This window comes from Bacillus sp. FJAT-49736, from assembly GCF_018343615.1.
Lineage (GTDB): Bacteria > Bacillota > Bacilli > Bacillales > Bacillaceae_C > Margalitia.
Window position 1 is genome coordinate 1,072,960 of sequence record NZ_JAGYPI010000001.1, and the last position, 25,950, is coordinate 1,098,909.

Genomic DNA, 25,950 nt, shown 5'->3' on the forward strand with positions numbered 1-25,950 from the left:
TTTATGAAAGCTGGCTTATTGGCTGGAAAGTCATACCCGCAGAGGCTCCATGTCAAACTAGCACGATACAAACAGCTTACATCTTAATAATCACAAAGACTTAACTTTTTTGTGTCCAAGATATTGACTCAAATCCAATTGAAAATTAAAGGATCTAATGAAGTAAGTTAGGAAGGATAGTTAACCTAATAGAAACCTATTTTTGTACTAAAGGTGGCCTTAATCGTTAAATGATAAAAATGAGGTGAAATATATCCTTGATTCAAGAGTTAACCACCTTAATATTGTTCTATAGGGGTAATAAAGTTCGAGAAAAAATATTCATACAATATTAAAAGTTATGATATATTCTGAAGAAGTAAAATCCTTTATGGAGGTATTAAATATGTGCGGACATTCAAAAACTCCTCTACCACCACCACCCTATTACGCAGTGGTATTTACTTCGCAACGAACGGAGGGCGATAGAGGTTATAGCAAAATGGCAGAAAGATTGGAGGAAATGGCTTCACAACAACAAGGATTTTTAGGCATAGAAAGTGCAAGAGATAGTGGATTGGGTATTACTGTTTCATATTGGGAGTCCTTAGATGCAATAAGGAATTGGAAAGAAAATTCATCCCATAAATTTGCACAAGAAAAAGGGAAAGAAGAATGGTATAAAAACTACACTGTTAGGGTCTGTAAGGTTGAGAAGGCATACTCATTTGAAATGTGAATCATATTATGATAACGGGTGTATAACCGAAACAACGGTAATGTTTTTTCTTATTGAAGTAATGGCTGATTTAGTTGAAGAAAAATAAAATGCCCCTCTTGAAGGGGCTTTCTTCATATTTAACTAAGGGTCAGGATTGTTAAAGAAGGAACTTAATGTATTTTGTCAACAATAGTGTACAAGGCTTTTTTGAAAAGAAGTAAAATGGAAGGAGTGAAAAAGTTATGATAAAAAATCATATACCAGTTGATCAATCGGCCAAAAAGTCAAAGAAATCGTCCGTGGAACAACAAGTAGCAGAATTTATGGACAATCTTGAACACCCCCTGAAAGAAGAAATAGGGGAAGTTAGAAAAATCATTTTAAGTGCTAATAAACAAATTAATGAACACATAAAATGGAATGCTCCCAGTTTTCAAGTTGGAAACGAAGACAGGATAACATTTAATCTACATGGAAAAGGATTTTTTCGGCTTATCTTTCATTGTGGAGCAAAGAAAAAAGATGCTATTGGGCAGGGATATCTATTTGATGATACTACAGGTATATTGGAATGGGTTGCTGGTGACAGAGCTATAGTTAAATTTACGGATATGAATGATGTGAAAGCTAAGGAAAAAAAACTTACAGAAGTAATAACTAAGTGGATAGAAGTGACAATTTCCTAGAAAGTAATGCCAACCATTGCCTACGGGGGAGATTAATTCAAAAGTATAATTTTTCTTCCCTACATATTTTCTGGAGTAATGCCCGACACCCTGCTGAAATAAGACTATATGTTTCTTCAAAGTCGCCGGTGTAAAATGGATCGGGTATATCTTTCCTGTCATTGGTCAGGTCTAGCAACCTAATGATCTTTGGATGATTAGGTTTGCCAGTTATACTATAAATATTTTTGATGTTACTCTTGTCCATACCTATAATGTAGTCGAACTTCTCAAAGTCTTCTTTGATTAGTGGGCGTCCCACAAGCCCCTTTGAAGAGATATTGTATTTCTTTAGAATATCGAGTGTTCCTTTGTGAGGAGGTAAGCCGATTTGCCAAGAACTAGTTGCAGCGGAATCGACTAAGATTATGTCATTTAAATTTTCTTGCATGACCATGTCACGAAACAAAGCTTCAGCCATCGGTGAACGGCAAATATTCCCCAGGCATACAAACAAAACGCTAATCATGTTATTTACTCCTTTTTTTATCTTATTTTCACAAACACTATTCCATGTACAGAACACCTTATTCGTCATTACAAAATATGTACTACATAGAAATTTGGAACCGCGTACGTATTTTATCCATGTTTTATTAGATAATATGGACAAACTAGTAGCCGGTTTTGAGAAAGAGCCAATATCTTGGAGAATTAATTGGTGATTGAATTATGAGGTGGTATTGCTTCTATATGAATAAGACATTTTTCTTGTTGAAACTAAACAAGCAGTATATTTGTAGGAAGGTTACGATTCCACAGCTATTATTAATGGTATAATTCTCTATATAAAAAAAGCTGAATTGCAATGATTGTTGTTTTTCGAACTTTTTTTGGCTCAAGAGCATACAGAGCGCCACAAAGTTTATGAAGAGATCCTAAAAATATAAACAAAAATCATTTTAATTTACAATTGAGGTAATCCATGAAGTTATATACACTTAAAAGGAAATTTAATGGATATAAAAAAGGAACCCAATTTTACTTGATTGCTGAATCAGAATTTATAGGGGTAAAAGAGTTTGTTTTGAGAACGAAAGATTTAAAGAATAGTATATCGGTCAATGAAACGGAACTTCTTAAGAATTTTTTTCAAAAGGGAAATCTTTTTAACGAATAAATGGTGAAGTACATAGGAGGGATATCAAAGGAGTAGAAGTGGACTTAACGTACATAGTACGAACATTTTTTAAAATAAGGAAATAGATTTTTTTAAACTATAAGGAGCGATTGTTAGTCTGATTGTCTTGTTGTGTGATAAAGGGGTAGGTTTCCTCAATAGGAATACAGATACTTTCAAATTTATTTTTGAATAGTGAATGAAAGCTCTGTAAATTGTTAATCAATATGTTATACTAAGATGAACCTTTAAAGCTAGAATCATTTTACAGTACCTGTTTTTAGATTCCTACTCGATCGTTGGGTAGGTTTTTTTATTTGAGAATAATCAAGAAATAGATAAAAAAACAGGCTCTATAAATAGGGCCTGTTTTCATAAGCAATATCCAGATTAAGCTTTTTGAACGTTAGCTGCTTGCTCTCCACGAGGTCCTTGCTCAACATCAAATGTTACTTTTTGACCTTCGTCTAAAGATTTGAAACCTTCACTTTGGATAGCTGAGAAGTGTACGAATACGTCGCCTCCATTAGCACGCTCGATAAAACCAAAACCTTTTTCTGAATTAAACCATTTAACTGTACCTTGTTCCATTATTGTTTCCTCCTAGTGTGTTACCACACAATGTATTACTATCCTTGCCCAAAGTGATCATCAAGACGAAAAGTCGACACTTATACTATCCTTTACACCGAACAAAAATAATTCACTTCCTATCATAACAGAAAATCGAAAAACATGCAAACTCTTGGGGCTTGAATTGTATTTTTTTATTAATATGTACTTGTACTTAAGGGATATTTGGATAGGTTAGCGAAAATTGCGGTTGGAATTATAACATCGTAGAAGCTTGTAGGAATAGAAAAAATGGTTTACCCCTTTTAGGGAGTGTAAATAATGTTTGAAAGTATTTGAGATATTATTTACAAGGAAGTAGTCGAGTTATTTGTGCCATTGATTGTTCTTTCACAAATGAAAATAATTTAAATCAATGGAGCAGCCGGAAAATTGTTTTAGAGCTTTTAGGAGAAAAAGTAATTGGACCCTTTAAATATATTTCAGGATACTCCTTAATCATAGAAAAAATAGCGGGCATATAATCATCCAGCATTCTATAGGAGAAATTGTTAATTCAGAATTTAAGTGACAATAACCATTATTGGACTTTTTTTCACATTCGTATGGGGAGGTGTGGTAGGATATTGTTTATTGCAAGATAATTGGTTAATAACCGAGTGAAATGACTAAAACAAACTCGTTAGGTAAATCAACTTAGAATAATAATGGAGTGATTTTATGAGTAAAGCTAAAGGAAAAGGCGGTACAGGGAGAGGAACAGACAAGAAGGGGTGGAATCGTTGGCAAGCGAGTACAAACAAAAAAAAGAGTGCAAAACCATATAAAAGTAAAGGTACAAAAAAAGTTTCTACAAATGACACCACGAGCAATAGTTAAGGTCTCTTATCCAATATTTAGATGATTGTGGAATAAATACAGCATACGAGCTACCTATGAGCAGATTAACGGCTGCCTGTTTAGGGAGCTTTTTTCTTTTTGAGTTTACGGGACAGGATAGTTTAATAAGAAATCATGCCTTATTGTGATTGACCTATTTATTAAAACCATGAATTATCTCAACAGTTTTTTTTAAAACTTCAAAAGAAGAATATTCCTTTTTCATGAGTGACAGAATAAAAACAAAAAATTGGAATGAGCATTGAATATATGTTCTTATTTTTAGTGGTAACAATTCAGGCTATTGTTGCATGGTGGTGGGGGGATTGGAAAAACTGGAATAAATATCAGTCCACCATATTATATTTTATTACTTTTGACTTACTTTATAATTTTCTTTGCTATAACTTCATAATGTGGGAATACGAACCATCTTTCATCTTCCCAAACCACACTTTATTCAATATTTTTGTAATGTTTATTTCTTATCCATCTATTGTTTTAATTTATTTGGGGAATTTCCCCATGAAACGAAAATTTCAATTTTTGTGGATTTCCTTCTGGTCGTTATTTCTTTTATTGCTGGAAATTTTGAGTTTAAAAATATTTAGAGAAGTAACTAACCATCATGGTTGGAATCTTATAGTGAATTATATTTTTTATATACTAATATTTTATATGTTACGACTTCACTACAAGAAACCATTGTTGACATATGGATTGTCTAAATTAGCAACCACCGTACTGTTATTAATTTTAAGGTACCAATTTCGGTAATGAAGTGACTATGTTTTCTTATTCAACTTTAGGGGGCAAGAGTTGAAGATCCAGCTGCCAATTTGGTGGCTTTTTTTATTCGACTAAAAGGGAAGTTTAGTACAACAAGAAAATAACATTCTTTTGTCACATATGATTTCATGAACTTAAAAAAGGGGGAGTTAATATGCGTACCATAAAACAGAAATACAAATCCAACCATCAAACGTATAAGTAGTAATCCTAAGTCTGCATCATCTCACACCAAAAATAAGACTCTATTCCTTTTAATTCTCTAAAAATCTGAATTCAAGCTTATGTAGTCTAAAATTGTATTATTAAGTACGAATAGGAATTTTTATTGACTAATCAGTCCAAAAAGGTTAATATATTTTTCAGAAAGGGGGTGGGGAAGCATTTGGCAAGAAATAAAGAATTTGATCCATCTATTGTGCTACGTAAATCCATGGAAATTTTCGGACATTATGGCTATGAAGGTACTTCACTGCAAAATTTACTAGATGGTTTAGGAATAGCACGCCAAAGTTTATACGACACATATGGGACGAAAAGGGATTTGTTTATTTCTGCAGTAACACATTATATAAATGAAAAAAGTGCTACTGTTATATCGAAATTGGGGAGCTCTGGATCAGTAAAAGTAGCTATTAGTGAAATTTTTTATGAGGGAATAAACGTCTTAAAGGATGATGTAAAACGTAAAGAGTGCTTTATTATGGATAGTGCTATTGCTCAAATACCTCATGATCCGGAAATCGCAGAGTTTTTCAATAAAGATCTAAAACGTTTAGATGAAGCTTTCTATAAAGCATTGGTACGGGCTCAAGAACAAGGTGAAATTGAGATGCAAAAAGATATAGTTGCTTTGGCTAATTATCTAAATTACTCAAGATATTCATTGACTCAGATAGCTAAGTTATCATCGGATCCTAGTGAATTAGATGTTTTTGTTTCTGTTATTCTCTCGGCATTAGAATAAAGTGGAGCTTATGAAAAGGCTTCATTCTCTTTTGAATATTTTTGACTATTTAGTCCAAAAACTATTTTAGGTAGATTGTTTTTAATACTTTTTTTATTTAAATTATAGACCGTTTGGTCTAAAAAGGATGTTTTTTATTATATATTGTAGACTGTTTGGTCTGAAAAGAAGGGAAGATATATTGAATGAAAGTAAATAAATCTAAGGGGTTAGCTCTAACTCTATTAGCTGTATCTCAGTTGATATTAGCACTCGATTACACGATTGTTTTTGTTGGTTTACCATCTATTGCTGAAGGATTAGGCTTTTCTGCAAATTCGTTGCAATGGGTAGTAAGTGCATTTTCTCTAGTTTATGGGGGATTATTACTTATTGGAGGAAGATTGTCGGATTTAGTGGGAAGAAGAAAAATGTTTATAATAGCAACCGCATTATTCGGTTTAGGATCTTTACTTGGTGGTTTAGCAAATTCTGATACGATGCTTATTATAGCAAGAGGAATTCAAGGACTAGGTGGGGCATTACTATCTCCGGCAACCTTATCATTGATTATGTCAAATTTTGAGGAAGGAAAAGAACGAAACCGTGCAATGGCGGTATGGTCAGCAATGGGAGGAGTAGGTTTATCACTTGGTTTATTGCTAGGTGGAGTGTTAACAAATTATTTGGGATGGGAAGCAATTTTCTTAGTAAATGTACCCATTGCAGTTCTAGTTCTTATATTGGCTCCATTTGCTCTTCAAGAAAGTAAAGTAACGTTAACTACGCGTCATTATGATGTATCTGGAACGATTTCAGTGACAGCAGGAATGATTTTAGTAGTTTATTATCTAATTCAATCCCCAGTTCAGGGCTGGACAAATCAATCAACAATCATTCCTGGGATTATAGGATTTTGTTTACTAGTATTGTTTGTCATTATTGAAAAACGTTCGAGCAACCCATTAATTCCATCTAGTTTGATTCGCAAACGTACTTTAGTCAGCGCTACTATCAGTGCAGCATTGTTTGCTGCATCTTTTGGAACACTTTACTACTTTTTGACTCTGTACACGCAACAAGTAATGCATTTCTCTGCCGTTCAATCAGGAGTAAGCTTCCTTCCTTTAACACTTAGTGTTTTATTGGGTTCGAAGTTTATTAACAAAATGATTAATTCAATAGGGATTCCTGGTACAATGGGCACTGGAATGGGACTTGGAGCTCTAGGATTTATAATTCTTACCCAATTAACTGTGCATGGGTCTATTTGGGCAATGATAATAGGTACTATTGTTGTAGGCTTCGGTCAATCATTTGTATTTACTACAATGTATATTGCTGCTAGTTTAGGTATTGAAATGAAAGAACAAGGGGTTGCATCTGCTATTATAAATACAGGTCAACAAATTGGTTCTGCAGTAGGGTTGGCTGTTGTTATGGCAATAGTCTCAGCTGTCTTTAATACCAGTGGATCATTAGAAGAAATGGGAAGCGTTTTATTGACCGATGCTGTCAATCTGGCACTGATTATGGAAGCTGTAATTGCCTTGATGGGACTATTAGTAGCATTTACTTTAAGACAAAGGAAAGCTTCTTCAACGGTTACATATAAATCATTAGATAAATAGGCTATTAATTCTAGCTTATACACCTAACCTTAATATTAAAACCAGTTAATAGTTTGTCAACATTATCCCATAAAAACTTAAAAAAGTTCATGATGGCAGGTTAGCTTAAGAAGAAACCTTTTGTATATATGGAAATGATTTTTGCCCCAAAAGAAGCTAAATAATTCTTATTCTGCTATAATAGTTGGAAGAGTCAGAAAAGAGTTGAAATCTTATAAAGTAATAAAACAGGAGTTGTTGGAATGAGTAATATCAGGTTTTTAATGATTAAGCATAATCAAATGGAAGGGGAGCGTATCAAATTACGTCCGGTTTCACTTGATGATGTTGATGATATGTATGAGTATACATCTGATGAAGAAACTACACGTTACATTTATGACCAACATACAGATGTAAACCAAACGAAGAAAATGATAGCAAACTATTATATGAAAGAACCAATCGGTATGTATGCAATCGTGTTAAAAGAGAGCAACAAAATGATTGGGACATTTGAGTTTAGAATACATGAATGGAATAATAGTGGAGAACTAGGCTTTACATTGAATAGTCATTTTTGGGGTAAGGGCTACATGACAGAAGCAGGGAAATTAATACTCGAATTAGCCTTTCATACACTAGGTTTAGACCGAGTGTATGCGGGACATGATGTAAGGAATGGTGCTTCAGGAAAAGTATTGAGCCGTTTAGGTATGACATATGAAGGCACTCATCGTAAAGACCAAATGGTAAAAGGTGCCCTAACAGATACTGCACATTACTCTATATTAAAAGAGGAATATTTAAATTCTGAAAAAAGAAAGAATAATAGGGTCATTAATTAGCTTATTGGACGTGGAATTTAAGTGAGAGCCTATCATTATGACCAATATAAAAAAGGAAGAACATTCTTTTGCTGAATCATATATTAATGATTTCAAAGACTTCGGATTAAAATTAATGGTGTAAAAATCTGATTTCTTAGAGGCGAGTTAAAAATAAGGTTTTTTTATTTTGAAATATTATACTTAACTATCAAGGGCATTCCTTTAACATAAAGGAATGCCCTCTTCCTATTGAAGAAACGAGGCAGCATTCCTGTAATGAAAGAAAATGGAGTTTGAACATAAAAATAACCTCTTGGTAGAATGAGAGAGTCCTGACGCTGGCCAGCAAATAGGACAAATCTCTCAAAAACCAGGAGGCTTTAAAATGAATTATAACCAGAATAAGAAGATAGCTCAAATAACTTCTCAAACTCTTATTATAGGAGTTGATATTGCGAAATTCAAGCATGTGGCACGTGCCCAGGACTATAGGGGATTAGAGTTTGGTTCACCTTGTTATTTTGAAAATGCACATGAAGGATTTGAGCATTTTCTTCAGTGGATTTCCGCTATTAAAAAAGAACAAAGTATGGATAAAGTGATAGTTGGCATGGAGCCAACAGGCCACTATTGGTTCAACCTAGCACATATTTTAAAAGAAAACGGGATTAAGTTTGTCGCAGTAAACCCCTTGCACGTCAAGAAAAGTAAGGAGCTGGATGATAACTCACCTACCAAGAATGATGTGAAAGATGCCAAAGTCATAGCTCAGTTGGTCAAGGACGGAAGATACGCCGAACCTACGATACCGCAAGGTGTTTATGCGGAACTCCGTGTGGCAAAGAAAATACGCGATCTTTTAACTGAAGACCTTCAAACAGTTCAAGGTCAAGTGCACAACTGGATTGACCGGTACTTTCCTGAATTCCTAAAAGTGTTTAAAAAGTGGGAAGGCAAGGCAGCATTACAATTCTTAAAGCTTTATGCCTTTCCCCACGAGATAGCTGAATTCACCGAAGAAGAATTGCTCGTCCATTTAAGACTCTCGGTAACTCGGAGTGTAGGACTAAACAAGATCAGGGAGTTAAAACAGGCAGCAAGTAAGTCCATCGGACTTCGACAAGGTGCTGAAATGGCCAGGCTAGAGCTGAAAACCATTCTGGCTAAGTATGAATTAATCCAGTTACAATTCGAAGAATTAGATACAAAAATAGACGGCCTACTTGATGAAATACCAGGTGTTCAACAAATGTTAGCGATAAAAGGTGTGGGCAGGGATACAATTGCCGGCTTCTTCGCGGAAGTGGGGGATTTAGGCGAATACAATCATCCCCGGCAAATTATCAAGCTGGCCGGCTTAAGCTTAAAAGAAAATACATCCGGTAAGCACAAAGGAAAAACGACCATCACAAAAAGAGGGCGGAAGAAACTTAGGGCCTTGTTATTCAGGGTTTGTATGATTCTCGTCGCCAAGAATTCCGCATTTAAGGCATTGCATGCGTACTATACTCAACGTCAGGAAAATCCATTAAAGAAGATGCAGTCCTTGATCGCTTTGTGTAATAAACTGATTCGTATCTTCTTTAGCATTGGTAAAAAGCAATTTGAATTTAGTGAAGAAAAGATGTTAATAGACATCCCTCATATGGCAGTAATAGAGAAGACGGAAATAGCAGCCTAACTTTGGTTTAGTTTAGATAAGTAGTAGTTCTGTTTTTATAGATTTGGAGACATATGAAGCACGGATTAGTCGGCAAAGCAACTAAATTACGGGCTTGGACCCTGTGGGGCAGCATGGCTGACATCCACCTCATGGAAAGGTTGGACGAAGGAATTTGAGAGCGAAGACTCTGTGAGGCATGGGAGGGTTGACCTCCATGAGTAAATGTGGACATCCACCAGTGCGGCTATATTTTTACTCATCTACCATTTTCTGCTAGGAACTGGTTAGTGGGTTATAGCTCTTTTTTCTTACTCAGTCCAAAAATATCCTTTCAAGTGAAGATTCTCCAGCTATAAAGGCATTTACCGATAGGTAAACAACTATGAAATTCTAAGAAAACATGAGTAAATCGGTGTTTTCGCTTCTTTTATTGAGGGAGGTTAGTTGAATAACTAACGCGAAAAATCATACGCTACACATTCTAAAAATGAATATTAAAACAAAACTGCGAACAGATGTTAATACTGTTTGCAGTGCTTGTATAATTTCAATATTTAAGTGAGAAGCTTAATAACTCCCAGTCAAAGCATGCTGTTAATAACAGTATAGTGTCAATATTTTTTCCTTATACTCAACAAAAAAATATTATGCTAATGATTACACTAAACTAAAGGATGCATATATACAGTTTCTTATTATTTTGTACATGATAACCAAACTCGTTAAAATTAGACTGTTCGTTTTTTTGTAGTTCTTTCTCAATAAGAGTATGATAATAAAGCGTAGAAAATATATTATAGGTCAACAAAGGAGCCGGCACACATCATGAGCTATATAAAACGTGGAACCACAAGCTTTAAAAAGGCAAATTTAGCCTTGTTTGCGGGTGGTTTTAACACATTTGCTATTCTCTGGAGCACACAGCCATTGCTGCCCGAAATTGCAAAGCAATATCATATTTCTCCCGCAGTCTCCAGTTTGACCTTATCCTCAACCACTATTGCATTAGCAGTAAGTATGCTGCTAACCGGTTCATTATCGGAAGTTTATGGACGTAAGCCGGTTATGACCATCTCGCTAGTTGCATCATCCATTTTAGCAGTATTGACCGCACTTAGTCCGAGTTTCCATCTATTACTTTTATTAAGAATCCTACAGGGAATTGTATTAGGGGGGCTTCCTGCCATTGCCATGGCGTACTTAGGAGAGGAAATAGAGCCAAAAAGCTTGGGCATGGCTATGGGATTATATATTAGCGGGAATTCAATTGGTGGAATGGGTGGAAGAATTATCAGCGGGATTATGACAGATTTTTATAGCTGGCGTATTGCCCTTGTTGTGATAGGAATTATTAGTCTTTTGGCAAGTCTGTTATTCTGGTTTACTTTACCAAGATCTACCCATTTTCAACCGCGAAAATTTGAAATAGGGAAGCTTGGAAAATCACTGTTAAGCCAATTTACAGAACCCGGCTTGATTTATTTATTTGGTATTGGTTTTCTTTTAATGGGAAGCTTTGTTTCGCTTTATAATTATATAGGCTTTCAATTAATTACCCCTCCATATTCATTGAGTCAAACGTTAGTAGGCTTTATTTTTGTTGTATATTTGGTCGGAACCTTTAGCTCGACTTGGATGGGAATGCTCGCTGATAAACATGGGAGAAGGAAAATTCTTCAGGTTTCACTTGCGATTTTGCTACTGGGAGCTTGTATTACGCTTAACAATAATTTATGGTTCAAAATATTAGGTATCTCCATCTTTACATTTGGCTTTTTTGCTGGCCATTCGATTGCAAGCGGCTGGGTGGGGAAGCTAGCAACTCATGACAAAGCCCAAGCATCTGCACTTTATTTATTTTTTTACTATACTGGTTCAAGTATAGGTGGTACAGCTGGAGGAACGTTTTACAGTAGTTACGGCTGGGTTGGTGTAGTAGGAATGATTGTTATTTTTTCCTTACTGGCTGTTGTTTTATCTATACGTTTGGCAATAATTGCGAAAAAGAAGCTTGGAGTTTCTTCCTACCGAGTGTAATTATAATTGGTAAATTTTATATTTGATTTTTTCTTTTGATTTGGGTAATATAATTCTACAAGCTGCGTTGTTCGTAATCATAATAAAGTTTTAACCTTTGAGCTGTAATAGGGAGTTTTTATTGAAACCGGAATGGCAAGCCTCTGTCTATAGGACTTGGAGGACAGACAGAAACGTTTCTGCGAACACCCACTTTGAGGAGTGGTGGTTTAAAACTTTCTTATATTTACATTACGGCAAAGGCGGCTCTACATACTAAACATCTGAAACAGTCCTTTTGAAGGGCTGTTTTTTTATGTATAAATAAATATTTTAGCAACAAGAACATAAGTAAGCATTTTGTATAATATATATTAAAAAAGTTGCATTAAGCCAAAAAACTTTACCTGATATAAAAAGGGGAAAGGGGTGGTTTCCGTATGAGAGATGTACAGGTAAAGAAGATAAGTGAACAATTACCAACTGAATTTTTAAAGCAACGTTCAAAAAGATTCCTTATTACCTTATCACCGATGGTTATTTTGCTCATATAAAAAATTTCTTCTTTCTTTTATTAAAACATGTGTTAATATGTGTATATAAATGAATAATTTCACTAGGGGAGTCCGAATGGACTGAGACGGAATTGCATCCGGACCCTTTGAACTTGATCCAGTTGATGCTGGCGTAAGGAAGTGGCTGTTATGATGAAGATAATGATTCTTTGGAATGTAATAGTAACCCGTCCTTATGATAAGTGACGGGTTTTTTATTTAGGAATTTAATACTATGTTATCTGCTGGGGGAGCCAATTATGGCTGAGAGAAATCGTAAGGATAGAAACCCTTTGGACCTGATCCAGGTTGTACTGGCGTAGGGAAGCGGTGATTTGTCCATGGATTGGTTATGGATTCTTCAACCGTTTTCTATTATGAAGGCGGTTTTTTTATACAATCAAAAAGGAGGAATGAACAGATGAGTAAAGTGAAAAAAATGACATTAACCAGCGTGATTATTGCGATCACTACACTTACAAGTAATATGGTGTATATTCCCGTAGAGTTTGCGAGGATATTTCCAATCCAGCATCTTGCAAACGTACTAACAGCGGTACTATTAGGACCAATATATTCCGTTGCCCAGGCATTTATTGTTTCCCTTATTCGAAACATGGCAGGGACTGGTTCTATTTTCGCCTTTCCCGGTAGCATAATTGGAGCATTCTTATCAGCCGTATTATTTATGAAAACAAAGAAACTTTTCTGGGCATTTACTGGGGAGGTAGTAGGTACAGGGATCATTGGTGCAATTTGCTGTTATCCTATTGCAACATTATTACTTGGGCAAAAGGCGGCGGTTTTTGGGTTTATTCCGATGTTTATCATTAGTTCATGCGGGGGAGCACTTATTGGATTGCTTGTATTGAAGCTTTTGCTTAAAAATCAGGCGATGCAAGCAATGATTAGTAAGAACAGTATCTATAAAGGGTAGGTGGAAAAATGACTTTTAGCAAACGTTTATTTAATAATGTGGAGCCAATTTGGAAAAGAAATCACGAGCACCCGTTTGTACAGGGAATTGGAATTGGAACCCTTCCGAAAAGCTTGTTTAAAGAATATATGAAACAAGATTATATCTATTTAATAGAATACGCAAAGCTATATGCCATTGGCGTTCATAAAGCGAACACCCTGGAAGCAATGACCCATTTCTCCAAGCTGTTACATAATATTCTTCATTTTGAAATGAATGTTCATCGTGAATATGCCAGTCAATTCGGCGTGAACGAAAGTGACTTAGAACAAACAGAACCAACACCAAATAATCTTGCTTATACAAGCTATATGCTTCATGTAGCTCAAAATGGAACGCTTGCAGAGATTATCACTTGCATACTTCCATGTGCTTGGGACTACTGGGAAATTGGTAAGCTCCTTAAAAATCAGTATGGACATATGCTAGAGGGGAATCCATATAAAATTTGGATAGAGACGTATTCTTCAGATGAATTTGGTTCTATCGCACAATCGCTTATTAAAATGTTGGATGAGCTGACAGAGGGGAAGCCAGAAGCGGAATTAGCCAATTTAGAAAAGCATTTTCAAATTACTTCAAAATTTGAATACTTATTCTGGGAAATGCTATATAAAGGTCTGGATTGGCCGTTGTAGAAAGGGTAAATTGACAATAATGGCCAAGATGTATTTCATTTGGGGTATGAAGGACAAAATAAGGTAGTGTTATGGTGGTAAAGATGTCCTTCATCAAGTGTATGAAGGACAAAATAAGGTAGAATTATAGCCAAAATGTCTTTCATAAGGGGTATGAAAGACAAAATAAGGTAGGAATATAGTCAAAATGTCTTTCATAAGGGTATGAAGGACAAAAAAAGGTAGAATTATATTCAAAATGTCCTTCATAAGGGGTATGGAGGACAAAATAAGGTGGAATTTTAGTCAAAATGTCTTTCATAAGGGGAATGAAGGACAAAATAAGGTAGAATAATAGTCAAAATGTCTTTCATAAGGGGAATGAAGGACAAAATAAAGTAGATCTATAGCCAAAATGTCTTTCATAAAGGGTATGAAGGACAAAATAAGGTAGAATAATAGTCAAAATGTCTTTCATAAGGGGTATGAAGGACAAAAAAAGGTAGAATTCTAGCCAAAATGTCCTTCATTAGTGGGATGAAAGACAAAATAAGTCACGTTTATAGTCAAAATGTCTTTCATAAGGGGAATGAAGGACAAAATAAGGTAGAATAATAGTCAAAATGTCTTTCATAAGGGGTATGAAGGACAAAAAAAGGTAGAATTATAGCCAAAATGTCTTTCATAAGGGGTATGAAGGACAAAAAAGGTAGAATTATAGCCAAAATGTCTTTCATAAGGGGAATGAAGGACACAATAAGGTAGGAATATAGTCAAAATGTCTTTCATAAGGGGTATGAAGGACAAAAAAAGGTGGAATTATAGCCAAAATGTCTTTCATTAGTGAAATGAAAGACAAAATATAATAAAAATGTATTCAACATGTCTGTCATCGATTTATGAACCAGGTTATTTCCCTCATAATAAAGCTACTTTTATTCACGGACCTTCAACCAATATAAAATAAAGCTTCCTTTAATTCCGGCCTTGCCTTGAGCACACCGAACACTTTAACGGAATTAATTGTTTTTTCAACGAGTTCAACATTTATATCGTCTTCAAAAACTAGCATCCCAATGACTTTAATATTTAATTTTTTGTTCTCATTTAGTAATTTGGTGAGAGATCTTTTGTCGTAGCGGGTTATTCCCAGTACATATGATTTGCTTGTAATAACTGTTTCAACTTCTTTTGCATGGGTTGATAATTGGTTTCGGATCGATGTCTTTATAAAATCGGTGCGGTTCGAATAGAATCCCTGCTCTACCAAAAAGTCAACCTTTCCTAAATCCACTACATTCATATTAATGGTTATTTTTTCTGTATCAGCCATCTTCATACCATCTTCATACCATCCTCCTACCATCCAAAATGATTTTATTCTAGTCTAACATAGATTCAAAGACAGGAAATATAATATTTAAAATTGCTTGAATATTTGATAAAATACTAGAATACATGAAAAGTGGATGCCGGAGGATGTCTAATGAAATTTATAGGAATAGGTGACAATTGCATTGATTGTTATATACAAACGGGAGAAAAATATGCGGGTGGCAATGCTGTAAACTTTACTGTTTATATAAGTGAACTGGGAGGAGAAGCAGCTTATTTAGGTGTTGTTGGAAATGATGAAAACGGGATGCTCATTATTAATGGTTTGAATAATAAAGGGATCGATACTTCCCATATTGAAATTGCTTCTGGTAAAACCGCTAAAACAGAAATCACTTTAACAAACGGTGATCGTTCCATGGCCAATTATCAAGAAGGTGTATTTGAGTTCTTTACCATTGATAGGAAAGGGCTTGAGTACATAAAGGGACATCAATTTGTACATACAGCTACATGGGGCAGATGTGACACCTATTTAAAGGATCTTCACGGAAATACTGTTATCTCTTATGATTTTGCAGATCAACATGAGTTGGAAAAAATGAAATCTATTGCAATGTATATTGATTATGCATTTATTTCTTATAAAGAAGATGACGAGTATGTACGCAACATTTTGGTGAAGCTTCATCAATATGGTTCAAAAGTTGCCGTTGCTACCTTAGGTCAAAATGGCTCGCTGGCATATGATGGATGTCAATTTTATAAGTATGGTATTGAGGATGTGAATGTAGTAGACACATTGGGGGCAGGGGACTCCTATATTGCGGGGTTTATGTTTGGCATAGCTAATAGAGCTACCATATCCGATGCTATGAAGCTTGGAGCTGTTCGAGCAAGTAAAACGATTCAATATTTTGGAGCATGGCACGCATGAATGAGGTACAAGGAGGAGCAATCATGTTGAAATTTGATGAAAATGTATATAGAGAAAATGCTAGGTTAACGTATGAAACAAGAGCGGAAATTGAAACTATTGCAAATGAAATACATACACAAGGATTTCGAAATCTTTTTTTTATTTCTGTCGGAGGTTCCATTTCGATCATGTGGCCTATTCAGGAAATGTTAAAGCAGCTATCTGATATTCCTGTTTACGCTGAACAGGCAGCGGAGATTGTATTGACAGGACACCGTCAATTAACAAAAGAATCCATTGTGATAATGGCTTCTAAATCTGGGGATACTAAGGAAACAGTTGCAGCAGCAAAGTGGTGCCAGGAGCAAGGAATCCGGGTTGTTTCCTTAATCGGAACCGCTAACAGCTCCTTGGAAAAGTATAGTAACTGGGCTATACCTAACAAGGCCAAAAATGGTGTGGAATTTGAGTACATTCAATTATTTATGCTGATTTTCAAACTTCTTCATTTAAGGGAAGAATTTACGGACTATCCACGTTTTGCGGAACAATTAGAGCTTCTGCCTGAAAATCTGTTGGGGGCAAAGCGAAAATTTGAACCCATAGCAGATGAGATTGCACAAAACTACTACAATGAACCATATAATATTTGGGTCGGCAATGGAGAAATGTGGGGAGAAGTTTACTTGTTTTCCATGTGTATATTAGAGGAGATGCAGTGGGTCCGTACAAAATCTGTAACATCCTCTGAATTCTTCCACGGGACGTTAGAGCTGGTTCAAGAGAATGTTCCTGTATTCCTTGTAAAAGGAGAAGGAAAAGGTCGGGAATTGGATGAACGAGTAGAGAAGTTTTGCCGGAAGTTTACGAACAAATTGGTGGTAATCGATACGAAAGATTATCCATTAGTAGGAATTGATGATGATTTTCGCTGGATTTTGGCACCGACTATTTCTTCAACACTCTTAGTGGATAGACTAGCTCGCTACTACGAAAAATACACTGGCCACGATTTAGATATACGTCGATATTATCGGAAATTTGAGTATTAACGAATAAGTAAGGTACAATATAGGAAAGGAAAGGAAGTGGAGAAATGGCTGCAACCCATACATTTTCTAGAGGAGAGGAAATCGCAAACTCGATTACTCACGGAATAGGTGCTGTATTGAGTATTGCCGGACTTGTTCTTCTTGTCTGGTTTTCGGCGATTTATGGGAGTGCATCGCATATCATAAGCTTTACTGTTTTCGGCATTACGATGCTTTTTCTTTATTTATCCTCTACATTAGTCCATTCTTTAAGAGATGGAAAGGCTAAGGATATATTCGCCATACTTGATCACTCTGCTATCTATTTTTTTATCGCAGGGACTTATACCCCGTTTATGCTATTGGTTGTTAAGGGCTGGGAAGGCTGGACCATGTTTGGAGTAATATGGGGATTAGCGGTTTTAGGGACAGTATTTAAATGTTTTTTTGTGAAAAAATTTCTTTTCACATCCACCATTCTTTATATTTTAATGGGATGGTCCATCGTACTTACTTGGCATCAGGTGAGTACTAATCTAAACCCTGCCGGATTGCATCTTTTAGTAGCTGGCGGCATTGTCTATACAGTTGGAACCATCTTTTATGTATGGCGCGGATTTAAGTATCATCATGCCATTTGGCATTTGTTTGTACTTGGAGGCTCCCTATGCCACTTTCTAGGAATATTATTATATGTGAAATAATGGAATCCTGCTCAATTGAGCGGGGTTTTTTATGTATCTCTAGACAAAGAAAAATCGCATTAAATGTTGTAAAAGGCATATAAATGAAAAAAACTGATTTGAATAAGAAAAGCACATGAATGTGAAACTCATGTGCAAACAGATAAGCATTACCTTGGTCAAACCCTTAACTAATCAACTTTTTACTATTAGATAAAGGCGCTTTCCCCGTTTTTGGCTTCCAATTTTTTAGACTGTCCTTTAAATAATCCTTTAAAGCAGCTCGTTTTTTTCTAATTTTCTTAGTACGATTTTTCAATGGAAAGTCACCACCTTTTCCAAAAATTTATTCATTTATATTATACCCCTTTTTGGCATATTATCCTATAAGTTAAAAGTATAACCGTAATCATTTGAAAAATTATTGAATTTTCTTGAAATATAGTGAAAGCCTTAGTGATAACGTATACAATGGAAATACATCTTGATATTTCCAGAAATGTAAGACTTTTTAAAAAAGGAGGAAAAGAGCTTTTCATAATAATCTAGGGGGAATGTGGGATGAATTCGATGTTTAAAAACAAATTCGTTACAGTAGGAATGAAATTCACTATTAGTTCAATGGCGATTATCAGTTTGTTCTTTCTCAGTGGTTCATGGAATGTACAGGCTGAAGAAAATGTAAATTCTATATTTAATAAGGCGCTGGAAAAACATCTGAAAAATAATATGAATTACTATGACCCTAATAGTGTTGTCGTAGAAGATACTATAGTAACAAATGCACATATTAAAAAAATTATTACGGCTGACGACCCTGAAACAGATGAAAACGAGGAAGTTACCGAGGAATATGATTCTCAAATTGTAGTCGCATATGCGAAAGCATCACAACGTCGGGATTCTTTTTTTCTATTTGATAACACAGATATATATTATTACGCTGTCGATAAAAAAGAATTTGTTGATAACTCACAAATTGTAGGAAATGATGAAATCAATCATTTTTATCATAAGTATGCTGAGCAAACGTATAAAAAAATCCAGCCTATATCTATTTTTATTCTTATGTTAATGCTTTCGTTGATTATTATCGTTCCGATATTGATTATGATCTTTCATAATAAAGCAAGAGGGACAGTGGGCTTCCCAAGAAACAGCATTATCGAGGAAGAGTCAAAAAGCATCAGTTTCTAATTAAGGCAGGCTTGTAAGGGAGTAGCTTTATTCCTTTACAAGCCTTTTTTCTAACTATTCCATTTATTATCTAAAGTATGTTATCATTTTCCATAACTTACGTAGGAAAGGATGATCATATTGTCTTTGGAGAGTGTACAAGCCCATTTGAAAAGATGGAATCGGGAACAGGATATCATGGAATTTGACGCTTCCAGTGCAACAGTGGAGCTAGCAGCTGCTGTAATAGGTGTCATTCCAGCCAGGATTGCCAAAACCATTTCCTTTAGAGGGGAAGCAGACGGTAAGGCGGTTCTAGTCGTTGCGGCAGGTGATGCAAAGATTGATAATAAAAAATTTCGAGAACAATTTGGCTTTAAGCCACGGATGCTTACTCCTGACGAGGTTCTTGAACAAACAGGTCATGCAGTCGGCGGAGTTTGTCCTTTTGGACTGAAAAAGGACCTGGATGTTTTCCTTGATAAATCATTGAAGAGATTCACCACAGTATTCCCCGCATGTGGAAGTTCCAACTCTTGTATTGAATTAACGAACAATGAATTATGGCAATATTCCTCTGCAAAAGATTGGATTGATGTGTGTAAGGGATGGGAAGAGGAGATGGAGAACACAGTAGCCATGTAGTAAATGTCACCTATATGGATTGTCTTTTTTAGGCAGTCCATTTTCGTTTGGAAAAATTCAGTAGATAAGTACGAGGACAATACCTTTACAAAATCTAAAATCTATGATAAATTTATCTCGAATTCGAGATATTCATATCACGAAATAAAATGGTTATATTTTGTAATCTGGATATAATAACAAGGTAGGAGGAGATTACATGAATGGTTTAAAAGGGATACATCATGTTACTGCCATTACAAGCAGTGCAGAAAAAATATATGAATTTTTCACATATGTTCTTGGGATGCGTTTAGTCAAAAAGACAGTGAATCAAGATGATATTCAGACCTATCACTTATTTTTTGCCGATGATCTAGGCGGTCCAGGAACGGATATGACCTTCTTCGATTTTCCAGGTATTCCAAAGGGGACGCACGGAACAAATGAGATTAACAAAACCTCTTTTCGAGTTCCAAGTGATGCGGCGCTAGATTATTGGGTTAAGCGCTTTGATCGGATGGAAGTGAAGCATTTTGGGATTAAGGAACAATTTGGAGAGAAAACATTATCCTTTGTGGACTTTGATGATCAGCAATATCAATTAATTTCGGATGAACATAATAAAGGGGTAGAGTCAGGAACACCATGGCAAAAAGGACCAATTCCATTAGAATATGCAATTACAGGATTAGGACCGATTTTTGTTCGAGTGGCAGATTTTGGTTACTTTAAAGAAATGATGGAGACAGTGCTGCAATTTAAAGAAATTGGCGTAGAAGGTTCCTTCCACTTATTCGAAGTAGGGGAGGGAGGAAACGGTGCACAGGTTGTCGTGGAGCATAATGTTATTTTGCCTCCGGGACGACAAGGCTTTGGAACTGTCCACCATGCAGCCTTCCGCGTAGAGGATCGTACGGTGTTGGAGGAATGGATAGAAAGAATGAGCCATTTTGGCTTCCATACTTCAGGCTATGTGGATCGCTTCTTCTTCGAATCACTGTATGCTCGTGTTGCACCGCAAATATTATTTGAGTTTGCAACGGATGGTCCTGGATTCATGGGAGACGAACCTTATGAAACTCTTGGGGAAAAATTATCCTTACCACCATTTTTAGAATCAAAACGCCAAAAAATCGAGAGCTATGTACGTCCGATTGATACAGTAAGAAGTACGATAGAATTTAAGAAGGAATAATATGAATGCCAGTGTATTCGGAGAAACCAAGAATACACTGGTTTTTTATTTTTAAAGACTGTTTTCGCATATATTGTTCACGTTCCAAATTTAGACTTGGATTCGGGGCATCTTTTCCTAAGATATTTAAATATGGTTTTCGTCACTAAAAGTAGTAGACAAAATACAAGAGACCCCGGAGGAGAAATGTCTGATAGAAGTAGTCTAGTAGACAATATGGAGAGGGAAAAAAGTAAAATGTTTAATAAAAGCAATAAATTTTAAGAAAAGAGCCTATCAAAAATTATATTAATGAATCCCTTGACTTAGAGTTAACTCTAAGTTATAAACTGATGTTAATTACAAACAAAGGGGATGAGTTATACATGTATTCCATTAGTGAAGCGGCAGAAAGGACGGGAATTAGCTCTTACACAATAAGATACTATGAGAAAATCGGTTTATTACCACCAGCCAATCGACACACTGCGGGTAGAAGGTTTTATAGTGATTTGGAAATTCAGTTTATGGTATTCCTTAAGAGCTTGAAAGAAACTGGCATGACTTTAGAGGAAATGAAGGAGTTTGTGAAAGACGGCTGTATGATGGAAAGAATTCAGTCGAATATGAATATGACCGAGCTTACACCATCCATCCATAATCGGATTGAAATATTGACAAAGCATCTAGAAAAAATGGAAAAGAAAAAGCGTGAGCTGGAAGACATTATGTCCACAACCAAACATAAACTTGAAATCTATTATTCTTTGCTGAATAAAGGGAGGAGCAAGTGATGAAGGATATAAAAATATATGTCATGCTTCTTGGGTTTTCTGTTTTTACTGGAGCCACCTTTCAACTAGCAAAATATACGGTTGACTATCTTTCGCCTTCCTCTGCGGCAGCTTGGAGATTTGGGGCGGCAGCATTGATCATGGTCATCATCTTACTTACAACAGAGGGTATAAAAAAAGAAATATTGAAAACAAATTTACTTTGGTATATTATACTTGGGATCGTCGGAATCTTTGGATTTAATGGCTTATTTTTTGCAGGATTGAAATATACTTCGCCTGTAAATGGTGCGCTGATAATGGGTTTAAACCCTTTGTTGACCACTATTATTGCTAGAATCATAATGAAAGAAGCAATTTCAAAAAAACAAGCAATTGGAATCCTATTTGCCTTTTTTGGTGTATTGCTAGTTATTACTCATGGTTCCTTTGAAATAATAAAAAACCTATCTGTTTCTGTCGGAGATTGCCTAATCCTTGGGGGGAATATTTGTTGGGCATTATACGGAGTTCTTGCAAGAAGATTCATTAAGGGTGGCACTCCGATATCCACAACTAGTTATACGATGATTATCGGAGCTTTTGCACTAATAATAGTTTCCGTCTTTTCCTCAAAGCCTGTTTCAATACAAGATATTCCGATGCAAGCATGGGGAGCACTATTATTTATGGCTGTATTTACTAGCGTATTAGGCTATCTTTGGTGGAATAAAGGAATGAAAGAACTTGGCTCTAATAAAACAGCCATATTTTTTAACATCGTTCCTGTTGTAGCGATGATCATTTCAGTCATGGGAGGAACTCCCATTACTCTATTAGAAATGATTGGAGCTGTTTGTGTTATCATAGGTGTTTTCCTTTCTACTGGGGTCATTCGAATCTCATTTGCTGAAGTTACAAAAGGGTCAACGGCAATTAGAAATCGAAAAGTTAAGGTTATGAAAAGATAGCTGGGGATTTTTCCCTAGCTATCTATTCTTGTCCTAGATGGGTCACATTACATGCAGATAATACATTTCCATCAGGATCTTTAAATCCAAAGCCTCCCTGGTTTTCCATTCCAGGGAGATAATTAATATCTGTAACTTCCACACCTAGATTTTTTAAAAATGAATGATAGCGATTTAAGTCAGGAATAAAAAAGTCTATGACACTATGAACTATCTTTGTATTTGTGTTTTCAAAGGTTAGTCTTTCCTTCGAATTGGTTTGAACTAAATATAATGTAGGAACTCCAACTCGGTTACCACCTTGTAAGTGAAGCATTGCGTCATGATCTGATTGATGAACAACTTTAGTACCTAATACATTATGATACCATTCAATTGATGCCTGGATATTGGATACAGGTATCTCAATTGTGGCGATTCTCGGTACAATTCTCCACATCGTTTCTTCATGAATCCTTTTACCAGGTGTATTATTGGATAGCTTCGTTTCCATAAATTCAAACAACTCCTTCTTTAATTTTTCTTTCGCTCTTCTGATTCTGCTTTCAACGGCACTCATGGAAATATTTAAGTATTCACTTACTTCTTTGATGGTAAATCCACTTATGAAATATAAAATGGTAACGATACGCTTAGGTTCATCTAATTGATTTATTGCATTCCAAATGGATTCCTTGAGATAATTTTCATAAAAAACCGCTTCTACATTGTTTCTTTCATCATATAGATGGGTGGCATGCTCAATCGGTTCAGTTATCTTTTTCTTTCGAATCCAGTCTACGCATTGTCTTTTTGTTATGATATACAGCCAGCTACTAAATTTATCTGCTTGTGTTAGTTTCCCTATTTGAAACCATGCTTTCACAAGAGCTTCTTGTGCCAAATCCTGTGCTATATGGGGATCCTTCACGATTCCTATGGCCGTTGCAAAGGTTGCGTTTGAATATTTTTTTACTAATAGGGAATACGCGTTTACATCACCGTTCATAGCTTCTTTTACATATTGAATTTCGATTGATTTTTCCATTTAACACCTCCATCACTATATAGACGGAAATAGTGATATTTTTCGGTCAAAATTGATGAATTTTTTTTGGGATAGAAAGTTATTATGAACGATTCAAATAGTTATTAAAGGAAGTATATTCTACTACGAACCCTAGGTTCACGATTTCCCATAAATATAAGGAAGCAATGGATTGATATGGAGCCCAATGTTTGCCTTTTTCTTCTAGAAGCTTCTTCCCATCCGTGTCTTTCGAAGCAGAATAAAGCCATTTCCCTCCTCGCTGCAGCCCGATATCCAACAGGGACAATACATCTAATCTGCCTAGGGAAAAAATAAGAAACATTTCTGCAGTCCAGCGGCCAATACCTTTTATCTCCGTCAAAATTTGAATTACTGTTTCATTTCCCATATGGAATAAGTGATCAAATATAATTTCATTTTGTTCGACTTTTTCTGATAGATCCCTTATATAAGATATTTTACGAAAAGAAATTCCGATTTCCCGTAAGTTCTCATCGGATAAAGAGAGGATATTACTAGGTGATAAATTATGATTCGCCAAGTTCTTCAATCTCTCATTAATAACGGATGCCACTTTAGCGGATAATTGCTGTCCGACAATGGATCTTAATAATGCCTGATAACAATCATCTCTTCTTACAAGTGGAAGTGGACCAATAATATCGATAAGTTTTTTCATGAGGGGATCGGCTTGTCCCAGCCTTTCCAGTATGATTTGATTCAATGGTTTCACATTCCTTACTACGGTAAAATTTTTATTTACATTATCCCATATTTTTAATATTGTTATATAGAAAAAATGAACTAATCGGAATTTTGGGATGAGGGAAAGAAATGGAAATAGGGAAGCGAATAGGAAGAGGTAATACAGCAGAGGTTTTTTTATTAAAAAACAATGAAAATATGGTGCTAAAGCTTTTTCATAAACATATTCCGCATGAGCTAATTGAAAGGGAATATGTAACGAGCAAAATGATCCGTCAATTGGGTATATCTGCTCCGAATGTAGGTGAATTAATAGAAATAGAGGATAAATGGGGAATAACCTATGAAAGAGTAAACGGAAATAGCTTCACGCAGCTTATTTCTTCGCAGCCTTTTTCTATTAGAAATAATGCACAAAAATTTGCTGAATTACAGCTATCTTTTCATGGAAAAAGCACTGACCAGCTACCATCACAACGTTCACATCTTTCTAGAAATATTAAAGGAACAGAGCTTTTATCCGAAAAGGAAAAACAAATTATATTAGATTACCTGGAACTGCTTCCGGAGGACAATAAGGTATGCCATGGTGATTATCATAGTGATAATATCATTATGGTGAATGGAGAAACAAAAATATTGGACTGGATGACGGGAGCATCAGGAAATCCTTGTGGTGACATAGCAAGAACGATTTTGATTATGAGAGATTCTTATTTGCCCCCTGACATGCCAAAAGCTACTAAATTTATTATCCAAACAGTACGAAAAGCTTTTGTAAAGTATTATATTAAAGCATATTTGAGATCTTCCAATCTTTCATTTGAAAGTATCGAGAAGTGGTTTTTGCCAGTGATGGCGGCAAGGTTAGTGGAAGGGATTCCAAAGCCGGAAAAAGAAATGCTGGTTAATAAAATTAGAGCAATGATTTAATAGAAATGGCCTGGATCAGTACCGGGCCATTTACTTTTATAATGGCCCTGTTTAACGGTGACATTACTCATGTCACTTTATTCTATTGGAGGCCAAGCTCCTAACGGCGTTAAAACAAATGGAAATCACAAATTTCCAAGGTATCGTTGAAATGGACTAGACCTATTTCCTGTACTCTGAAAATGGACAAAGAAAGATTAAAGATAGAAAGCCACGCAAACGAGGCGGTTCCGTAAAGAAACGTGGCATAAGCAAGTAGCAGGTATGTGTAATGCAGGAAGAGACCGCTACAAGGGTCTATATCACCTCCAGAACGTCAAAAACTACCACCGAAGAATGAAAGGTTAGATACAACGCTTTACGGCGTGGCGACCAAGTATCTTAACAATTATCTTGCGGGGTTTCAAGTGTTAGAGAGCATCAATCATCAGCTAAATGAGGTCACATTGACCAATATGATAATAAAGAGCAATTTAATTCCAAATATAGAAACATATGATAAACTCAGTTTATCTAAGTTTACTGTATAAAATTTATTTTTTTATTCAACTAACGGGGCAAGTTAGTTGAATAGTGCTATCTAACTTATATT

The 25,950-nt window shown here is 35.6% G+C and carries 26 protein-coding genes, 1 other RNA gene, 1 pseudogene and 2 riboswitches; of the genes and pseudogenes, 22 read left to right on the forward strand and 6 right to left on the reverse strand.

Features of this window, described 5'->3' with window-relative positions; translation table 11 throughout:
- Nucleotides 1-385: 385 nt before the first annotated feature.
- Together KHA87_RS05725 and KHA87_RS05730 are read left to right on the forward strand one after the other, a co-directional pair.
- Entirely contained in the window at nucleotides 386-718 is a 333-nt protein-coding gene (locus KHA87_RS05725; protein ID WP_213094255.1) for an antibiotic biosynthesis monooxygenase family protein, read from the forward strand.
- A 224-nt stretch (nucleotides 719-942) separates the two neighbouring features.
- A complete protein-coding gene (locus KHA87_RS05730; RefSeq protein WP_213093132.1) occupies nucleotides 943-1,386 on the forward strand; it encodes a DUF1801 domain-containing protein in 444 nt (147 codons plus the stop codon).
- A gap of 37 nt (nucleotides 1,387-1,423) precedes the next feature.
- Here the strand turns inward: KHA87_RS05730 and KHA87_RS05735 are convergent, their stop codons facing one another.
- Together KHA87_RS05735 and KHA87_RS05740 are read right to left on the reverse strand one after the other, a co-directional pair.
- Nucleotides 1,424-1,894: a low molecular weight protein-tyrosine-phosphatase gene (locus KHA87_RS05735; RefSeq protein ID WP_213093133.1), complete on the reverse strand. Its 471-nt coding sequence runs from the start codon at nucleotides 1,892-1,894 to the stop codon at nucleotides 1,424-1,426.
- Between the two features lie 1,041 nt (nucleotides 1,895-2,935).
- The gene (locus tag KHA87_RS05740; protein WP_213093134.1) at nucleotides 2,936-3,136 is read right to left on the reverse strand and encodes a cold-shock protein; all 201 of its coding nucleotides are present in this window, start codon (nucleotides 3,134-3,136) and stop codon (nucleotides 2,936-2,938) included.
- A gap of 702 nt (nucleotides 3,137-3,838) precedes the next feature.
- On the opposite strand from KHA87_RS05740, the gene KHA87_RS05745 reads away from it, so the two are divergent.
- From KHA87_RS05745 to tenA, 10 genes are all read left to right on the forward strand, one after another.
- The gene (locus KHA87_RS05745; RefSeq protein ID WP_213093136.1) at nucleotides 3,839-3,997 is read left to right on the forward strand and encodes a DUF3934 domain-containing protein; all 159 of its coding nucleotides are present in this window, start codon (nucleotides 3,839-3,841) and stop codon (nucleotides 3,995-3,997) included.
- Between the two features lie 270 nt (nucleotides 3,998-4,267).
- Nucleotides 4,268-4,774, forward strand: coding sequence for a CBO0543 family protein (locus KHA87_RS22570; protein WP_481748336.1), 507 nt, complete (start codon nucleotides 4,268-4,270; stop codon nucleotides 4,772-4,774).
- 397 nt (nucleotides 4,775-5,171) lie between these two features.
- A complete protein-coding gene (locus tag KHA87_RS05750; protein WP_213093137.1) occupies nucleotides 5,172-5,753 on the forward strand; it encodes a TetR/AcrR family transcriptional regulator in 582 nt (193 codons plus the stop codon).
- A gap of 185 nt (nucleotides 5,754-5,938) precedes the next feature.
- Nucleotides 5,939-7,363, forward strand: coding sequence for an MFS transporter (locus KHA87_RS05755; protein WP_213093138.1), 1,425 nt, complete (start codon nucleotides 5,939-5,941; stop codon nucleotides 7,361-7,363).
- 242 nt (nucleotides 7,364-7,605) lie between these two features.
- Nucleotides 7,606-8,190: a GNAT family N-acetyltransferase gene (locus KHA87_RS05760; protein ID WP_213093139.1), complete on the forward strand. Its 585-nt coding sequence runs from the start codon at nucleotides 7,606-7,608 to the stop codon at nucleotides 8,188-8,190.
- Between the two features lie 367 nt (nucleotides 8,191-8,557).
- Nucleotides 8,558-9,853 carry an IS110 family RNA-guided transposase gene (locus KHA87_RS05765; RefSeq protein ID WP_213092402.1) on the forward strand — a complete coding sequence of 432 codons (1,296 nt, stop codon included), beginning with the start codon at nucleotides 8,558-8,560 and terminating at the stop codon, nucleotides 9,851-9,853.
- Nucleotides 9,854-10,660: 807 nt separating this feature from the next.
- The gene (locus tag KHA87_RS05770) at nucleotides 10,661-11,872 is read left to right on the forward strand and encodes an MFS transporter (RefSeq protein WP_213093140.1); all 1,212 of its coding nucleotides are present in this window, start codon (nucleotides 10,661-10,663) and stop codon (nucleotides 11,870-11,872) included.
- 56 nt (nucleotides 11,873-11,928) lie between these two features.
- A non-coding RNA gene (gene ssrS, locus KHA87_RS05775) (6S RNA) lies at nucleotides 11,929-12,125 on the forward strand.
- 334 nt (nucleotides 12,126-12,459) lie between these two features.
- Nucleotides 12,460-12,562, forward strand: a riboswitch (TPP riboswitch).
- Between the two features lie 80 nt (nucleotides 12,563-12,642).
- Nucleotides 12,643-12,748, forward strand: a riboswitch (TPP riboswitch).
- 78 nt (nucleotides 12,749-12,826) lie between these two features.
- Nucleotides 12,827-13,342, forward strand: coding sequence for an energy coupling factor transporter S component ThiW (gene thiW / locus KHA87_RS05780; protein ID WP_213093142.1), 516 nt, complete (start codon nucleotides 12,827-12,829; stop codon nucleotides 13,340-13,342).
- A gap of 8 nt (nucleotides 13,343-13,350) precedes the next feature.
- On the forward strand, nucleotides 13,351-14,022 hold the full coding sequence (gene tenA / locus KHA87_RS05785; RefSeq protein WP_213093143.1) for a thiaminase II: 672 nt from the start codon (nucleotides 13,351-13,353) through the stop codon (nucleotides 14,020-14,022).
- A 928-nt stretch (nucleotides 14,023-14,950) separates the two neighbouring features.
- On the opposite strand, the gene KHA87_RS05790 is transcribed toward tenA, so the two are convergent.
- Nucleotides 14,951-15,334: a CopG family transcriptional regulator gene (locus KHA87_RS05790; RefSeq protein ID WP_213093144.1), complete on the reverse strand. Its 384-nt coding sequence runs from the start codon at nucleotides 15,332-15,334 to the stop codon at nucleotides 14,951-14,953.
- A 153-nt stretch (nucleotides 15,335-15,487) separates the two neighbouring features.
- Here KHA87_RS05790 and frlD point away from each other — a divergent pair, with 153 nt between their 5' ends.
- Genes frlD through trhA form a run of 3 tightly spaced genes read left to right on the forward strand, consistent with a single transcriptional unit; the run spans nucleotide 15,488 to nucleotide 17,990 of the window.
- Nucleotides 15,488-16,273: a fructoselysine 6-kinase gene (gene frlD, locus KHA87_RS05795; protein ID WP_213093146.1), complete on the forward strand. Its 786-nt coding sequence runs from the start codon at nucleotides 15,488-15,490 to the stop codon at nucleotides 16,271-16,273.
- Nucleotides 16,274-16,296: 23 nt separating this feature from the next.
- Nucleotides 16,297-17,307: an SIS domain-containing protein gene (locus KHA87_RS05800; RefSeq protein ID WP_213093147.1), complete on the forward strand. Its 1,011-nt coding sequence runs from the start codon at nucleotides 16,297-16,299 to the stop codon at nucleotides 17,305-17,307.
- A gap of 44 nt (nucleotides 17,308-17,351) precedes the next feature.
- Nucleotides 17,352-17,990 (forward strand): PAQR family membrane homeostasis protein TrhA, encoded by a 639-nt coding sequence (gene trhA / locus KHA87_RS05805; protein WP_213093148.1) that lies wholly within the window; start codon nucleotides 17,352-17,354, stop codon nucleotides 17,988-17,990.
- A gap of 166 nt (nucleotides 17,991-18,156) precedes the next feature.
- Here trhA and KHA87_RS22375 read toward each other — a convergent pair whose 3' ends face one another.
- Nucleotides 18,157-18,288, reverse strand: coding sequence for a hypothetical protein (locus KHA87_RS22375; RefSeq protein ID WP_283249415.1), 132 nt, complete (start codon nucleotides 18,286-18,288; stop codon nucleotides 18,157-18,159).
- 242 nt (nucleotides 18,289-18,530) lie between these two features.
- Here KHA87_RS22375 and KHA87_RS05810 point away from each other — a divergent pair, with 242 nt between their 5' ends.
- The 5 genes from KHA87_RS05810 to KHA87_RS05830 all read left to right on the forward strand — a co-directional run bounded on the left by KHA87_RS05810 (nucleotide 18,531) and on the right by KHA87_RS05830 (nucleotide 22,690).
- Nucleotides 18,531-19,166 carry a hypothetical protein gene (locus KHA87_RS05810; RefSeq protein WP_213093149.1) on the forward strand — a complete coding sequence of 212 codons (636 nt, stop codon included), beginning with the start codon at nucleotides 18,531-18,533 and terminating at the stop codon, nucleotides 19,164-19,166.
- Nucleotides 19,167-19,286: 120 nt separating this feature from the next.
- Nucleotides 19,287-19,790, forward strand: a complete 504-nt coding sequence (locus tag KHA87_RS05815; RefSeq protein WP_213093150.1) for a YbaK/EbsC family protein — start codon at nucleotides 19,287-19,289, stop codon at nucleotides 19,788-19,790.
- Nucleotides 19,791-19,989: 199 nt separating this feature from the next.
- Nucleotides 19,990-20,967, forward strand: a complete 978-nt coding sequence (locus tag KHA87_RS05820; RefSeq protein WP_213093151.1) for a ring-cleaving dioxygenase — start codon at nucleotides 19,990-19,992, stop codon at nucleotides 20,965-20,967.
- A gap of 365 nt (nucleotides 20,968-21,332) precedes the next feature.
- Entirely contained in the window at nucleotides 21,333-21,740 is a 408-nt protein-coding gene (locus tag KHA87_RS05825) for a MerR family transcriptional regulator (RefSeq protein ID WP_213093152.1), read from the forward strand.
- Entirely contained in the window at nucleotides 21,740-22,690 is a 951-nt protein-coding gene (locus tag KHA87_RS05830) for a DMT family transporter (protein WP_213093153.1), read from the forward strand. The genes KHA87_RS05825 and KHA87_RS05830 overlap by 1 nt, the downstream gene beginning before the upstream one ends.
- Nucleotides 22,691-22,712: 22 nt before the next feature.
- On the opposite strand, the gene KHA87_RS05835 is transcribed toward KHA87_RS05830, so the two are convergent.
- Both KHA87_RS05835 and KHA87_RS05840 read right to left on the reverse strand, forming a co-directional pair.
- Nucleotides 22,713-23,717 carry a sigma-70 family RNA polymerase sigma factor gene (locus KHA87_RS05835; RefSeq protein WP_213093154.1) on the reverse strand — a complete coding sequence of 335 codons (1,005 nt, stop codon included), beginning with the start codon at nucleotides 23,715-23,717 and terminating at the stop codon, nucleotides 22,713-22,715.
- Between the two features lie 82 nt (nucleotides 23,718-23,799).
- Nucleotides 23,800-24,444 (reverse strand): DNA-3-methyladenine glycosylase family protein, encoded by a 645-nt coding sequence (locus KHA87_RS05840; RefSeq protein WP_213093155.1) that lies wholly within the window; start codon nucleotides 24,442-24,444, stop codon nucleotides 23,800-23,802.
- 110 nt (nucleotides 24,445-24,554) lie between these two features.
- Here KHA87_RS05840 and KHA87_RS05845 point away from each other — a divergent pair, with 110 nt between their 5' ends.
- Nucleotides 24,555-25,358, forward strand: a complete 804-nt coding sequence (locus KHA87_RS05845) for a phosphotransferase family protein (RefSeq protein ID WP_213093156.1) — start codon at nucleotides 24,555-24,557, stop codon at nucleotides 25,356-25,358.
- A 56-nt stretch (nucleotides 25,359-25,414) separates the two neighbouring features.
- Nucleotides 25,415-25,888: pseudogene (locus KHA87_RS05850) on the forward strand (IS1595 family transposase); the annotation flags it as partial.
- Nucleotides 25,889-25,950: the final 62 nt, after the last annotated feature.

What these genes read in the sequence shown, in the direction of transcription:
- KHA87_RS05790 (WP_213093144.1), bottom strand. Translation starts at nt 15,334, where the DNA reads ATGGCTGATACAGAAAAAATAACCATTAATATGAATGTAGTGGATTTA.
- KHA87_RS05755 (WP_213093138.1), top strand. Translation starts at nt 5,939, where the DNA reads ATGAAAGTAAATAAATCTAAGGGGTTAGCTCTAACTCTATTAGCTGTA.
- KHA87_RS05745 (WP_213093136.1), top strand. Translation starts at nt 3,839, where the DNA reads ATGAGTAAAGCTAAAGGAAAAGGCGGTACAGGGAGAGGAACAGACAAG.
- KHA87_RS05835 (WP_213093154.1), bottom strand. Translation starts at nt 23,717, where the DNA reads ATGGAAAAATCAATCGAAATTCAATATGTAAAAGAAGCTATGAACGGT.
- KHA87_RS22570 (WP_481748336.1), top strand. Translation starts at nt 4,268, where the DNA reads ATGTTCTTATTTTTAGTGGTAACAATTCAGGCTATTGTTGCATGGTGG.
- KHA87_RS05810 (WP_213093149.1), top strand. Translation starts at nt 18,531, where the DNA reads ATGAATTCGATGTTTAAAAACAAATTCGTTACAGTAGGAATGAAATTC.
- trhA (WP_213093148.1), top strand. Translation starts at nt 17,352, where the DNA reads ATGGCTGCAACCCATACATTTTCTAGAGGAGAGGAAATCGCAAACTCG.
- KHA87_RS05735 (WP_213093133.1), bottom strand. Translation starts at nt 1,894, where the DNA reads ATGATTAGCGTTTTGTTTGTATGCCTGGGGAATATTTGCCGTTCACCG.
- KHA87_RS05830 (WP_213093153.1), top strand. Translation starts at nt 21,740, where the DNA reads ATGAAGGATATAAAAATATATGTCATGCTTCTTGGGTTTTCTGTTTTT.
- tenA (WP_213093143.1), top strand. Translation starts at nt 13,351, where the DNA reads ATGACTTTTAGCAAACGTTTATTTAATAATGTGGAGCCAATTTGGAAA.
- KHA87_RS05770 (WP_213093140.1), top strand. Translation starts at nt 10,661, where the DNA reads ATGAGCTATATAAAACGTGGAACCACAAGCTTTAAAAAGGCAAATTTA.
- KHA87_RS05820 (WP_213093151.1), top strand. Translation starts at nt 19,990, where the DNA reads ATGAATGGTTTAAAAGGGATACATCATGTTACTGCCATTACAAGCAGT.
- KHA87_RS05800 (WP_213093147.1), top strand. Translation starts at nt 16,297, where the DNA reads ATGTTGAAATTTGATGAAAATGTATATAGAGAAAATGCTAGGTTAACG.
- KHA87_RS05845 (WP_213093156.1), top strand. Translation starts at nt 24,555, where the DNA reads ATGGAAATAGGGAAGCGAATAGGAAGAGGTAATACAGCAGAGGTTTTT.
- KHA87_RS05760 (WP_213093139.1), top strand. Translation starts at nt 7,606, where the DNA reads ATGAGTAATATCAGGTTTTTAATGATTAAGCATAATCAAATGGAAGGG.
- KHA87_RS05765 (WP_213092402.1), top strand. Translation starts at nt 8,558, where the DNA reads ATGAATTATAACCAGAATAAGAAGATAGCTCAAATAACTTCTCAAACT.
- KHA87_RS05740 (WP_213093134.1), bottom strand. Translation starts at nt 3,136, where the DNA reads ATGGAACAAGGTACAGTTAAATGGTTTAATTCAGAAAAAGGTTTTGGT.
- thiW (WP_213093142.1), top strand. Translation starts at nt 12,827, where the DNA reads ATGAGTAAAGTGAAAAAAATGACATTAACCAGCGTGATTATTGCGATC.
- KHA87_RS05730 (WP_213093132.1), top strand. Translation starts at nt 943, where the DNA reads ATGATAAAAAATCATATACCAGTTGATCAATCGGCCAAAAAGTCAAAG.
- KHA87_RS05825 (WP_213093152.1), top strand. Translation starts at nt 21,333, where the DNA reads ATGTATTCCATTAGTGAAGCGGCAGAAAGGACGGGAATTAGCTCTTAC.
- frlD (WP_213093146.1), top strand. Translation starts at nt 15,488, where the DNA reads ATGAAATTTATAGGAATAGGTGACAATTGCATTGATTGTTATATACAA.
- KHA87_RS05725 (WP_213094255.1), top strand. Translation starts at nt 386, where the DNA reads ATGTGCGGACATTCAAAAACTCCTCTACCACCACCACCCTATTACGCA.